The organism is Pedobacter sp. A2324 (genome assembly GCF_059693705.1).
Genome location: NZ_JCASSK010000003.1, coordinates 90,408 through 103,238, shown reverse-complemented (window position 1 = coordinate 103,238; position 12,831 = coordinate 90,408). Strand labels below are relative to the sequence as shown.

11 protein-coding genes are annotated in these 12,831 nt (G+C 40.8%); 4 read left to right on the top strand and 7 right to left on the bottom strand.

The annotated features are described in order from the left end of the window. Positions 1–40: 40 nt before the first annotated feature. From AC570I_RS09760 to AC570I_RS09750, 3 genes are all read right to left on the bottom strand, one after another. Positions 41–2,926, bottom strand: coding sequence for a triple tyrosine motif-containing protein (locus AC570I_RS09760; RefSeq protein WP_497405310.1), 2,886 nt, complete (start codon positions 2,924–2,926; stop codon positions 41–43). A 57-nt stretch (positions 2,927–2,983) separates the two neighbouring features. Continuing rightward, positions 2,984–3,916 carry an oxygen-dependent tRNA uridine(34) hydroxylase TrhO gene (gene trhO, locus AC570I_RS09755; RefSeq protein ID WP_047798557.1) on the bottom strand — a complete coding sequence of 311 codons (933 nt, stop codon included), beginning with the start codon at positions 3,914–3,916 and terminating at the stop codon, positions 2,984–2,986. Positions 3,917–4,021: 105 nt separating this feature from the next. Beyond that, positions 4,022–6,466: a DUF5686 and carboxypeptidase regulatory-like domain-containing protein gene (locus AC570I_RS09750; RefSeq protein WP_497405309.1), complete on the bottom strand. Its 2,445-nt coding sequence runs from the start codon at positions 6,464–6,466 to the stop codon at positions 4,022–4,024. 212 nt (positions 6,467–6,678) lie between these two features. Between AC570I_RS09750 and kbl the strand changes: the two genes are divergently transcribed. The 4 genes from kbl (at position 6,679) to AC570I_RS09730 (ending at position 10,041) form a co-directional block, all read left to right on the top strand. Next, entirely contained in the window at positions 6,679–7,866 is a 1,188-nt protein-coding gene (gene kbl / locus AC570I_RS09745) for a glycine C-acetyltransferase (protein WP_047798555.1), read from the top strand. Positions 7,867–8,014: 148 nt separating this feature from the next. Continuing rightward, the gene (pheS, locus tag AC570I_RS09740; RefSeq protein ID WP_316800094.1) at positions 8,015–9,055 is read left to right on the top strand and encodes a phenylalanine--tRNA ligase subunit alpha; all 1,041 of its coding nucleotides are present in this window, start codon (positions 8,015–8,017) and stop codon (positions 9,053–9,055) included. Position 9,056: 1 nt separating this feature from the next. Then, positions 9,057–9,464 (top strand): Rieske (2Fe-2S) protein, encoded by a 408-nt coding sequence (locus AC570I_RS09735; protein WP_497405308.1) that lies wholly within the window; start codon positions 9,057–9,059, stop codon positions 9,462–9,464. Position 9,465: 1 nt separating this feature from the next. Beyond that, positions 9,466–10,041: a TetR/AcrR family transcriptional regulator gene (locus AC570I_RS09730; RefSeq protein ID WP_047798552.1), complete on the top strand. Its 576-nt coding sequence runs from the start codon at positions 9,466–9,468 to the stop codon at positions 10,039–10,041. A gap of 7 nt (positions 10,042–10,048) precedes the next feature. Here the strand turns inward: AC570I_RS09730 and AC570I_RS09725 are convergent, their stop codons facing one another. The 4 genes from AC570I_RS09725 to AC570I_RS09710 all read right to left on the bottom strand — a co-directional run bounded on the left by AC570I_RS09725 (position 10,049) and on the right by AC570I_RS09710 (position 12,750). Further along, a complete protein-coding gene (locus AC570I_RS09725) occupies positions 10,049–10,480 on the bottom strand; it encodes an XAC2610-related protein (RefSeq protein WP_497405307.1) in 432 nt (143 codons plus the stop codon). Beyond that, on the bottom strand, positions 10,450–10,734 hold the full coding sequence (locus tag AC570I_RS09720) for a hypothetical protein (protein WP_497405306.1): 285 nt from the start codon (positions 10,732–10,734) through the stop codon (positions 10,450–10,452). Before AC570I_RS09720 ends, AC570I_RS09725 begins: the two co-directional genes overlap by 31 nt. 71 nt (positions 10,735–10,805) lie before the next feature. Then, entirely contained in the window at positions 10,806–11,915 is a 1,110-nt protein-coding gene (locus AC570I_RS09715) for an ABC transporter permease (protein ID WP_497405305.1), read from the bottom strand. A 70-nt stretch (positions 11,916–11,985) separates the two neighbouring features. After that, on the bottom strand, positions 11,986–12,750 hold the full coding sequence (locus AC570I_RS09710) for an ABC transporter ATP-binding protein (RefSeq protein ID WP_497405304.1): 765 nt from the start codon (positions 12,748–12,750) through the stop codon (positions 11,986–11,988). Positions 12,751–12,831 lie beyond the last annotated feature (81 nt).

Genomic DNA, 12,831 nt, shown 5'->3' with positions numbered 1-12,831 from the left:
AACAAATCGGAAGGAAACGAAAGCCACCTGAGCATTGATATTACAACTCCATCAAAAACTCAGTTAAGTTTTTATCATGCGCCACTTCAAGCTTTTTCCTTAATCTGTACCGGCGTATTTCAACGCCCCGGACACTAATATTAAGCAGCGATGACATCTCTTTACTGCTCATGTTCATCCTCAGGTAAGCACATAACTTAAGGTCGTTCGGAACAAGGTCCGGGTGTTGTGCTTTTAGCTTTTTGAAGAAACTTTCATGGGCCTCATTGAAACTGTTTTCAAATAAGTGCCAATCCCGCTCATCATTCATACCATCGTTAATCACTTTCTGAATTTTTCTGGTCTGGTCGTCCGAAAGTTTTTTCCCGTTCTCATCTTTGAGCTTCATGATTTCGTCACTTAGCTTTTGAAGCAACTCATTTTTATATACCAAAGTCATGGCAGAGTTTGCCAGTTCCCTGTTTTTCGAGGCAAGCTCCGTTTGAAGCTTCTCCGTTTGAAGCTTGTGGATCTGTTTTTCGTTAATCTCCGCTTCCTGACGTAAAACTTCCTCCTTTTCAGCCTGTAACCTGTCACTTATTTTTTTACTGTCTCTTGTTAGCTTCTTTTCATAAACCTGTTTGCCAGCCCTTAATATGAATGCCAGAAGAATAATATATATCAGAATGGCCCAGTTATTCAAATACCATGGTCTCAATACCTCAAACTCAAAGTTAGTTATGTCGCTAACCGAATTGTCGTTGATCTTTGCCCTTACTTTGAATACATAGGTGCCACTGCCTAAATTGGTGAAGTCTTTTTGGGAAGCAAAGTTCCAGTCAGACCAGTCTTTTGAATAGCCTTCCAGGAAGAATTGATATTTAACCTTTGCCTGGCGGTAATAGGGTAGCGAAAATGAAATGCGGATATTATTCCTGCTGTATGGAATCTCAATATCACGCTCGTTGTTGCCAGTTTCACTAATGGTATGGTATTTATCCGTAATATCGTCCAGTCTTCTGATCAGTACCTTAGGCAGTTTCCGGTTTACATTGCTCTGGTTCTGGGTAGTGTTATAAATCACAAAGCCATCGTCAACACTGATCAGATAAATGGCATTGCTGATTTTACTGATGTTCTCATAATACTGCACCATTCGCCCATCCAGCAAACTAAACTGATTAGAATCGATTTCCAGCTTACCAGGTTCACTAAAATTAACCAGGGCTGTTTTACCGTGATTGATAAACCAGTATTTTTTATTGCCGGCATTGATAATTTTATTCGACGTTTCGAACGAGCCCAGTTTTTTATTCAGGACATCGTATTTTGTGAACTTGTTGCTGAGTTCATCATACGTGTAAAAGCCAGCGTCAGAAGAAAAAACGATCCTGTTTTCGAGGTTGAAGATGTTGATATTATAGTTGCCAGGTAATCCGTTTTTCTCATCAAAGTATCGCGTAGCCGTTACTTTAGAGTAATCGCTACTCAACGTAAGTTTATACAAACCTTTATAGGCGTGGCTTACCCAAACATCACCTTTAGCATCCTGCTCAATGAATCTCGATGGTGCATCAAAGCCGCCGATCTTCCTTTCAAACTTCAACGCTGATCCGGCCGTTTTACTGAAGAGGGTTAGCCCTACATAGGTTCCCTGTATCAGATAGCCAGGATTTGAATTTAGTTTTTTAATGGTCCACCCACCACCGGTTCGGGACAGCCATTGAATCTCGTCGCCCAGCACTTTGAATGTTCCGCTATTGTGGCCGCAAATTAACTCATTATCAATTACGGTAAGCTCCCACACCTGTCCCTGGGAATTCGGAATCAGACGAAAGTTAAAGGAGTTTAGCTCACTTTCCGGATTCCAGTTACTGTAAAAAAGTCCCTGGTTGGTGCCAAGGTAAATCTTACCATTGAAAATAATACTTGAGTATACTGTCCCAAACTGCCCTGTTTTATCGAAGTAGAAATACAAAGGGGAATTTAACTCAATCCGGTCGATTCCATTATCCAGGCCCGTCCACAGGTTTTGCTCGTCATCAGCAAATAAACTTAATACGGTATTGTTTTGTAAACCACTCGATTTGTTGATCTGCTGCACAACGCGTCCATTTTCATCAATAATAATCAGGCCGTTTAATATGGTTCCATAGACAAAGTATTTGCCCATCAGTACAGCCCCGTTGTTCAGCTGGTAGGTTTTCAGATAGCTGTTGGCAAGGGTATTCAGCGGACTAAAGGTTTTCCCATCGTAGGTGAAAAGACCGTTCTTGCTTGTTCCTATAATAAAACCACCATTTTTATAAGGTAAAATGGACAGGATACCCTCTTTGCCCAGTATCTCACTTCCCGGTATTGGCCTGAGCTTATTGCCAATGAGTTCAAATAAACCCTTTTCCAGCACCTCTACCAGATATCTTTTGTTTACCTTATGCAGAAACAGGAATGAAGAAGGCGATTTTACCACTTCGATTCTGTTATTTTTATAGATAAATATCCTGGAGAATGACTGGAAAATTACGCGGTCCTGATCGGTGTAAATTTTCCAGATTTCGTCGGTAACCGTAATTCCCTTCGGAAGCAGTTTCGTTAACGAGCTATAAATTAAACGATTATTTTTGAGGCTCCAGTAACCAAATTCCCCGAAACTGCCAGTATATATTTTTCCTTTGTTATCGGTTGCAACAGCGCGAACGATTTGGCGGTTAGGCATTTTGTATTTCTGCCAGTAACGCCCGTCGAACGTAAGCAATCCCTCCGCGTTTCCAAAATACATTACACCATTCTGATCTTTGGCGATGCTCCAATTTTGATTCCCCGATGCGTAAACAGATTTAGGGTAATTTTCTATGTACGGAACACCTATACTTTTTATATCAGATGCATGCAAATGGAGAGAAAGAGCAGCTAAAAGAAAAAGGGGATAGTACAGATATTTTAGCATAAATTGATTCGGCCAGGCTATTAGTCCGCAAAATAAGCAAAAATTGCACAATTGGCCTTACTTAGCTCCAACGGGCTGCGGTACTTTGACATAATATCCGGTTCCGTCGTATTGACGTTTACGCGGATTTGTGGTACAGGCAACGGAGCAACATCCTTCCAGTTGTTCACCGCAGGCATCGCATTGGGTGATGTGTTCATTACACTCCGGATTGGCACAGTTGATCATCTTAGGCGTTGTGGTGCCACAATTAAAGCAAACTGAAACGACCTTTGGATTCACCTGGTTAACATCCACTGCAATCCGATTGTCGAAAACATAACACTTCCCTTCAAAATCTTTGCCTCCGGCTTCTTTACCATACTTAATAATTCCGCCGTGTAACTGGTAAACATCATTGAATCCGTGGTGCAGAAGCAAAGCTGAAGCTTTCTCGCATTTGATTCCACCGGTGCAGTACGTTAGGATTTTTTTATCCTTGTATTGTGCCAACTGATTGATTTGCTCCGGGAAGTCGCGGAAGTTCTCAATATCCAGGGTCACTGCATTTTTGAATCTTCCCAGGTTGTGCTCGTAATTAGAGCGTACGTCCAGGATGATCACATCTTCGTCGTCTTTCATTTTCATGAAATCTACAGGCTCGAGGTGCTTCCCTGTTTTTTCATTGGGATTGATGATGGTGGTATCGCGTAAGCCGGAATGAACAATCTCAGACTTATAACGGCAGTGCATCTTAATGAAAGACGGTTCTTCCACATCATCGATTTTAAACTCAGTTTTGGCAAACCTTTCATCTGAATGAATGGCTTGCATATATGCTTCGCAGGCTTCAGGAGTTCCCGAAACGGTGCCGTTTAAACCTTCATCGGCAACGATAATACGGCCAACAAGGTCTAATGATTTACAAAATTTAAGGTGATCGGCAGCAAATTGCTCTGCCTCTGCTATGTAACTATAGCAATAGTAAAGTAGTGTTTGATATTTTTTCATGATGCACTGATACCGCTGCAAACGGCGTTAAAGCAGCGCAAAGATAATGCTTTTAGCTTAAATGCCAAACAGCAAGCTTAGTCCATTCCACATTCGCTTTTAAGTTTAAAATCCATAGCTTATTCTAAAGCCCTGATTAATTTTCTTTGCGCCATCATAAGCAAAACCATAGCTGGCCCTTAAAACCAGGCGCTGGATACCGAAGTAAAATTCTTTATAATTCCGTTTCTCAGGTGAAGATAAATAGCCTCCGCCCACCAGCTCTTCCAGCTTTAGCTTACGCAACAATGGAATCTTATTCATGAAGAATCCTGCGAAGTTATGTTCAAGATGTGCTTCAAAATACTGCTCCTTGGTGCTGAACTGGTAGAAGTCAAGATATTGAAACTTCCTCAAGTTGGGAGGGAAGATGGTTGAAATATTACCTGAAAAATGTTTGAAGTCAGGATAATACATTTTGGCATTATTAAGGAATTTCCCTACTCCGACTAAAAATGAAGTATGTCCCCATAATCCAAGTCCAATCCGGTCTTCAAAAATCTCAGCTTTCACAAAATCATAATCTACATCGCTTCCCAAAACATTATTCAGCCCCTTTTTATAAAGCAAAGTAATTTTTGGATATTTCGACTCCGTATAAAATTTGCCGTCAGGCCGGGTAATGTATTTTTGTCCGATGGTATAAGTCAAGCTTGCAGTTACACTTAACGAGCTGTAATCAGGGAATAACGGTACTTCTGCTTCCGGAACAAAAGGGTTGTTGGAAGTAAATTCTCTGTCCTTCGCATCGAAAAACTTAAATGTAGAATTGTTAGCTAAAGCTTTGTTATGACTGTAATCGGCGCTTAAATTCGCCTGAAGGCCCGTAGCCAGCTCTCTGGTGGTATATAAACTCACAAAATCCTTATAGTAATACTTCGGGAAGTTCTTTTCGTAAAGCAAGGAGTTAATTGTATTGCCCAGCGGCGTCATCGAACCCAGATTATTCAGATCGAAAATGCCGTTTCCGAATGAACCACCATAGCTGGCCCGTTTGAGTGGGTTGTAAAAATAATTTCCTGTAATACTGCCTGTTAATTTCCGGTTGGCAAATCCATAGCGCACTTCAGGACGGATAGAGTAAAACCTTCTGTTTTCATACTCCTGGCGATAAGTGACGCCATACTTGATGGCCAATCCTTCCACGGTATTGTAAAATATAGCTCTCCAAACCGGGTCGAAGCTTAACGAATGTTTATCATACCGGTCATTCTGGCTATAGCCCCTCAAAATTAATTTACCGATGCTGAATTTGTTATTGTCTTTTTCCAGTGAATCAAGATAATGCTTGGACTCTTTTAGCTTCGCAACACTATCTTTCTTGATGTAATTGATTTTCTCATCAGCCGTAAGCGGAATTGGTCTGTTTTCAACCCAGTACAAGGAATCTTTTTTGTTAACCATTTCAGTAACCTTCAAGATTTCACCTGTAAAAAGGTTTTTTGGAAAATTAGGATTTACGTTATAATTGCTATATACCCCCAGGTAGTAACCGGCTATTTTGAAGCCCAGAACATTTCCGGTAAACTGAAAGTTGATACCGGTTGGCATATATACATCTTTAACTTTTGTAAACTGCTGGTTAATATTTAGTGTATCAATGAAATTAATACCCGCCTGTTTGGTTAAGTATAAATCGGTATTATAAATGCGCCAGCTCTCATCCATGATGTAAATAATGCCCCTGAAAACCGGATCATTTACCCTGCGTGGGCTCACCTCTATTTTATGAATCAACTGGCCGTTTTCTGTACTTTCTCCCAGTAGTTTGTATTTATAGTAAAAAAGGGCATTATCAGCAATAGGGGAAATAAAGCCTCGTGAACTCAGCGTATTTTCCAGCAGATAGTTGTCATAGAAATTAATGATCAGGTCGGATGCTTTATTAAAACTGAATGCATTATTTCTTCCTGCAACTTTAGAGGAAATCATTTCTTCATGCACGTCATTCGGCCTTCTGAAGCTAAATTTACTTTGCGATTCGGATAGGTAAATAATGCCTTTCCGGTTAGTATCAAGCTCCAGGGTTTTCTGTATATCCCTGCCAAAAAATTTCTTTGGCGCACCCTTCAGCCGCTGAACGCCTTTAATGTACACATCACAACTAAATGCCTTTACCTCCTCAAGGTGAGTTTTTCTCTGCGCGATCGTTTTCCTGATAATTTCATAAGCCGGATCTTCTGCATTGGCCCTGATGTTTACATTATCAAGGGTATAACTTTCTGAGGCCAGCGTAATATTTAATGTTATATCACGGTCTAAATTGACAATGTGGTCCTGTTGTTTATAACCCACCGCCCTGAAGCTAATGGTTTGCTGACCTCTTTTCAGCTTCATCTCATATTTCCCGTCAACGTTTGCTGATGTTCCTGTTGTGGTGTTTTTTAAATACACAGAAGTGAAAGGGATCGGCTGTCCGTTATTATCCTTTATTGTGCCACTAATCAAATGTTGAGCAAAAGCCAGGCTTGTAGTAAAGCAAAAGAAAATAAGGGCGTAGATTTTTCTCATGTGTAACGATTAGTGATCTATAAATATCGAATAAGTTTTAACACTATACACATTTGTTGGTGTTAAAGTTTGTTAAGGAACAAAATATATTGTTGTAGACGCTAATTTGATTTGTTCAGTTGCAGGAAAAATGCTTTTTTTCAATGAAGCGCTCTACAATAGCTTTCATTAACAGTTTTTTATAACTTTGAACCAAAATCTTCTTAAGCAAAATGTACAAAACACTACAACCGGTTCTTCAAAAAGAACTCGAAGAAATAGAAAACGCAGGTTTATATAAACGCGAAAGGATCATTGTAACACCACAAGGTGCTGATATCAAAGTAAGCGGCGGTGCAGAAGTAATTAATTTCTGTGCAAATAACTATCTGGGCTTATCCTCTCACCCTAAAGTGATCGAAGCAGCCAAAAAAGCAATCGATGATCATGGTTATGGTATGTCGTCTGTACGCTTTATTTGCGGAACGCAGGATGTTCATAAAGAACTGGAAGCAAAGATTTCCCAATTCCTCGGAACGGAAGATACAATCCTGTATGCCGCGGCATTTGATGCAAATGGTGGTGTTTTCGAACCTTTGTTTAATGCCGAAGATGCAATTATTTCTGATGAGCTGAATCATGCTTCAATCATTGATGGCGTTAGGTTATGTAAAGCGCAGCGTTTCCGTTACAAAAATGCCGATATGGAAGACCTGGAAAAGCAACTTATTGCAGCTAAAGATTGCCGTCACAGGATTATTGTTACCGATGGTGCCTTCTCAATGGACGGGTCTGTTGCACCTTTAGATAAAATTGCTGACCTGGCTGATAAATATGAGGCCCTGATCATGATTGATGAATCTCACTGTACGGGTTTTATTGGTAAGAACGGACGCGGCACACACGAACATTTTGACGTGATGGACCGCATTGACATCATTACAGGCACTTTGGGTAAGGCTCTGGGTGGTGCATCTGGTGGTTTTACCTCCGGCAAGAAAGAAATTATTGATATGTTGCGCCAGCGCTCACGTCCGTATTTATTTTCGAATACCCTGGCGCCAGCCATTGCCGGTGCTTCCATTGCTGTTCTGGATATGCTGAGCGAAACCACTGCTTTAAGGGATAAACTGGAAAGCAATACTAAATATTTCCGTGAGAAAATGACTGCTGCCGGTTTTGATATCAAGCCTGGCTTTCACCCCATCGTTCCGGTAATGCTGTACGATGCTAAAATAGCGCAAAACTTTGCTGCTAAAATGCTTGAGGAAGGAATCTATGTGATCGGATTTTTCTATCCTGTTGTGCCACAGGGAAAAGCAAGAATTCGTGTGCAATTGTCGGCAGGTCATGAGCAACATCACCTCGACAAAGCCATTGCTGCATTTACCAAAGTGGGCAAGGATTTAGGGGTAATCTAGTACATGATAAAATATACAAACAACAAAAGCCGCTTCATCGCGGCTTTTGTTGTTTTGAGTCTATTTTCCTATATAATGCTATTGTAAACAGATTTTTTGAACCCGGATGGTGTAAGTTTTTAAGATAATTTGCCGTATATTTGAAGCCATGTTACAGGACAAAATAACACAATACTCGGAAAAAATCAACGCTTTCGTAACCGAAAAAGCAGATGAGTTGGAGCAATTCCGTATTAAATATTTAGGAAGCAAAGGAATTATCAAGGAAATCTTTGAAGAATTTAAAACCGTTTCCACAGATGAAAAAAGATCACTTGGTAAAGTCTTAAATGAATTTAAGCAACTTGCTGAGTCAAAATATCAAACTTTAAAAGAAGCAACTGAAGCAACACAGTCTCAGGCAAGCGCGAACGAGCAAGACTTAACCCTGCCGGGCGAAGGCTTCGAAATCGGTTCACGACATCCCTTGGCTTTGGTTAGGCGTGAAATTGTTGAAATTTTTGCCAAACTTGGCTTTACCGTTGCTGAAGGTCCGGAGATTGAAGACGATTGGCATAACTTTTCCGCTTTAAACTTCCCTGAAGAACACCCTGCCCGTGATATGCAGGATACTTTCTTCATTAAAAAAGGCGGTGAAAAGGGTGATATCGCACTGCGTACACACACCTCTTCCGTTCAGGTGAGAATGATGGAGCAGGGGCAGCCGCCTTTCAGGGCCATTATGCCCGGACGTGTTTACCGCAATGAAGCCATCTCCGCAAGGGCACACTGCTTTTTTCATCAGGTTGAAGGATTATATGTAGACGAAAATGTATCCTTTGCAGATTTAAAACAAACCTTATTTTACTTTGTTCAGGAGTTGTATGGCGAAGGTACAAAAGTGCGTTTCCGCCCGTCATATTTCCCATTTACAGAGCCATCTGCAGAAATGGATATTTCCTGTACCATTTGTAAAGGTGCGGGTTGTCCCTTATGTAAATATAGTGGCTGGGTAGAAATTTTAGGTTGCGGTATGGTAGATCCGAATGTATTGGAAAACTGCGGTATCGACTCAAAAAAATACAGCGGGTTTGCTTTCGGAATGGGTATCGAACGCATCACCAATCTGAAATATGAAATTAAAGACTTGCGCCTGTTCTCTGAGAACGATGTTCGTTTCTTAAAACAATACAAGTCGGCATTAATCTAATATGAAATATATTTACGGCATAATCGTCCTATTGGTGCTCTCTACCGGCTGTGGAAAAGAAGAGAACTATATTCCCGATGTTGCTGTAAATTATAATGTCACATTAGCTGAATTTAGTATAAAATCAACAAACAATGTATTGTTGGTGCCCAATTACGGCGTAGGAGGTTTAGTGATCGTTAAAACACCTTTGGGTAGTTTTGTCGCGTTCGACAGGTGTAGCACCGTTAATCCGGAAAAGGTATGTAAAATAGTGCCCGATGAAAGTGGTTTAACTGCTACTGACCCGTGCTCTGGTGCCAAGTTTTCATTACTTGATGGCAGCCCGCAAAAGGCCCCTGCCGAAAGAAGCCTGAAAACCTATACCATCACACTCCAGGGCAGCACACTGTTACATGTAAGCAATTAAGATGGAAGCTGAAAAAATAAAGGATACAGTTAAAAAGGCTGCCAAAGAACTTTTTAGAAAATACGGATATCATAAAACAAGTGTAAATGAAATTGCTAAAAAGGCACGTATTGCTAAAGCAACCATTTACAAATATTTCGAAAGTAAAGAACAGGTTTTGGATAGTATCCTGATGGACTATCTGGATCAGAATTTATATGAAATATTAAATAACAAAATCAGTTATGCCAGCGAGGAAGAGCATTTAAAGGCCCTCGTAATGAAAACCAGCCGCCTTTCTTTTACGGCCTGTAATGAATTTATCGGATGGGATTTCGTTCGTGAGAATGCCAATTCACAGGAGTTCCTGAAACACCTTTCTGATCAGCTGGAAGCCCTTTTGTTAGCTGCTTACCTGCAACTTGATAACTTTAAAAATAATCCGGCACGGAGGGAAGGACTGGCTTTTCTGCTAAAGGCCAGTAAAAGCATCGTTTTCTCTTTCGCTTTTACTTCTGTAAGTGATTCCGACGTACGTAAGAACTTTGTGAGTTTTCAGAAAGAGATTTTGCCATTTCTGGTAAAAGCAGCGCTTTAGTCAAAGTCTACTGTTCGCTATAGTATTCTTTTGCCTTAAACTTTTCTACTTTCTTTTGCATCTTTCCATCAACCAGCTTTCTGGTGATGACGGTAACATCATCACCAATCGAAGAATCCTCAATAACTGAGGATACTTCTGATGGTATATCTTTCGTTGTTACCTTATAAGTGATCCGCTGCTGATAACAACAGCCGCTTTTCAGGTGGATGGTGAGCTCCTTTGTTTTTCTGTCTACTTCAAACATCCCAAGGTTTTCACTGGCAAGTTTGGTAAACTCTGGATTTATGATGAACTTTTGATTTGCCGAGCCGAGGTAAACATCGAAGGAGGGACTTGAATAGGCGCCATTGTTTCCATTTCTGATCGCCATATCTTCAAAGCCATCAAAGTTAAAGTCGCCAAATATTAACGGACTCTGGTATTTGCCCAACTCCACCCAGCCCAGTCGGGCATTTGTTTATCCGTCAGATTAAAGTCTAAATCTAAGGAGTGAAAGGGTTCCAGTTCCTTTCCTGTGATTTTATCGGAAAGCACTAAAGTTGCCTTTCCTCCGCAGTTACCACCCTCACAGCTGGCTACGAAAACCTTTACATTGTATTGCCCTGAACAGTTGTTGGCTAAAAATGTATATTGTGCCTGTGCAAATAAGCCCGCCAATACCAACAGGCTCATCATGACTAGTCTTTTCATGTGTAGAAATTTCTACAAAACTAATTTAATATATCCGGCTTAAAAGTTAAAAAAAGTTAACGTTTCAAAGGTTATTCCCACTTAAATACTTTTACGGCAACTGCGTAAATCCCTATTCCCCAGATCACGAGAATCATAATCTGAAATTTAACATCCCACAATCCCATTCCTTCAAATGCCACTTTTCTCATTGCGTCGTTTAAGTAAGTAAGAGGTAGGGCACGGCTAATGGGTTGCAACCAGGTTGGGAAAGCCTCAATAGAGAAAAAAGTGCCCGACAATAAAAACTGCGGCAAGGTTACAATATTGGAAATGGGTGGCACCATGCTTTCACTTTTAGCAAGACCTGAAATGATAAAACCGAAGCCCATAAACACGATAATACCCATCGTGGCAAGCAGTAGCATATTGACCACCGTGACGACTCCATGGACCAGTGTGAAATGGAAAAAGAAATGTCCGATTAAGATGATAAATAAAGCACCTATCAGTGCAAAACCTATCCTGGCAATACCTTCTCCGATTACTATGCTCGATCGCCGTACGGGCGTGGCGAAAAATCGTTTAATCACCAGGGTTTGGCGTAAACTCAAAAACACGAATGCAGTGCCAAATACCCCTGTACTCAACAAGGAAAAACCCAGCTGCCCGGGCAGAATAAAATCGATTGTTCTATACTCGCGGCCAACAATGGTACTTTCTTTAATTTCTGCCACCGATGGTTTTAGTGTCTTGTTGTAAAATGCATTGTTCAACACAGATTTTAAAATGCCACCTTTATCTCTTGAAGCTGAAGTATAAACAACGTTTACGGAATAGGCACTCGAATTCACTTTTCTGTGTACATCAATCATGGCATCTACATTGCCTTTTTCCAGTAGTTTATCAAAATCAGCTTTTGATTTGTCTTTCACCAGCCTGATCATGCCGGTTTGTTCAAGCATGCCCATCACGGGATTGTCGACATCCGAACCTGGTGTTACACCCACATCAATTCGCATTCCGCCGCCACCCAGAAAACCAAACACCAATATGAAGATTAATGGAAAGGCCAGTGTAAAAACTACAGCCGAAGGGCTCCGCATAATCGAGCGAAAACTTGCCTTAGCCAAAGCCAACGTTGCCGTCAGGTTGCTGTAGGTGTCAGTACCTGAAGCGTTGACCGAATTTTGATCGTTCATATCTGTTTTATATTGGATTAATTTTATAATTACTTACTGAGATTCTGTATGCTTGCCGACAAAACCCGGATTATTCACGCCACTCTTTTCCGGTCAGGTTGATGAAAACATCTTCCAGATTCGCTTTTTTAACTTCTTTTTTCCGTTCAAAGCCACTATTTACTAATTCATCGATCAAGTTGTCAGGTGTATCGAGTGCGATGATCTGTCCACGTTCAACAAAAGCCACGCGATCGCAAAGCTGCTCCGCTTCATCCATATAGTGGGTAGTGATTACTACTGTAGTTCCTGCTTTACGTATTTCGATAATCAGGTCCCATAAGTTCCGCCTGGCCTGGGGATCGAGGCCGGTAGTGGGTTCGTCGAGGAAGATAATCTTTGGCTGATTGATCAATGTTGTGGCAATAGAGAAACGCTGTTTTTGTCCGCCTGATAAAGCTTTATATTTTGCTTTCGCTTTATCCTGTAGGTTCACCTTTTCCAACATCTCCATTGGTTTAATATTGGCGCCATACAGTCCTGCGAAAAGCTCAATAAGTTCTACGAGGTTTAAATTCGGATAGTAGCCTGCAGCCTGTAGCTGAACGCCGATAATCTGCTTAATTTTATGTGGATCTTGGTCAACTGAAAAGCCATCTACTATGATCTCTCCCGAAGTTTTATCCCTCAGGGTTTCGATAATTTCGAGGGTAGTTGTTTTTCCCGCACCGTTTGGTCCAAGCAATCCAAAAATCTCATGCTCATAAACATCGAAAGTTAAGCCCTGAACGGCCACGAAATCGTCATACTTTTTTACCAGATTTTTAACACTGATAATGGCTTTAATTGTTTCCATATGCGAATGTAAGCAGCTTTAAATGAATAGAAAATGAATTTGGTTATAAATCAATAAAATGTCGGTCAGATGATGGAGGCA